1 protein-coding gene is annotated in these 281 nt (G+C 68.0%); it reads right to left on the bottom strand.

Translation table 11 applies throughout. The features are described from left to right. A partial coding sequence (gene icmH, locus QMX96_RS26815; RefSeq protein ID WP_282362738.1) for a type IVB secretion system protein IcmH/DotU occupies window positions 1-281 on the bottom strand: 281 nt, incomplete at both ends.

Raw genomic sequence — 281 nt, forward strand, 5'->3', positions numbered from 1 at the left:
GTGCTGAGCGGGCTCATCTGCGCCCACTCGCTCTCGTTGCCCCAGGAGGTGGTGACCACGGCCTCGTCGAGCACCGAGCCCAGCACGTAGCGCGCGGTCATCACCTGGCTGGGCTCGGCGCCGTTGTGCAGCGCATGGGCCTCGAACAGCTTGATGCCAGGGGTGAGGGGCTGGTTGAGGGCGTCGAGGTCTTCGCGGCTGTCGCTGTGCTTGAGCCGCACCACGTGCGAGAGCAGGTCCGAGGCGGCTGCCACCAGGGTGTTGAGGCTGATGTTGATGGC

This window comes from Pseudomonas sp. PS01300, from assembly GCF_029960155.1.
GTDB classification, from domain to species: Bacteria; Pseudomonadota; Gammaproteobacteria; order Pseudomonadales; family Pseudomonadaceae; genus Aquipseudomonas; species Aquipseudomonas palmensis.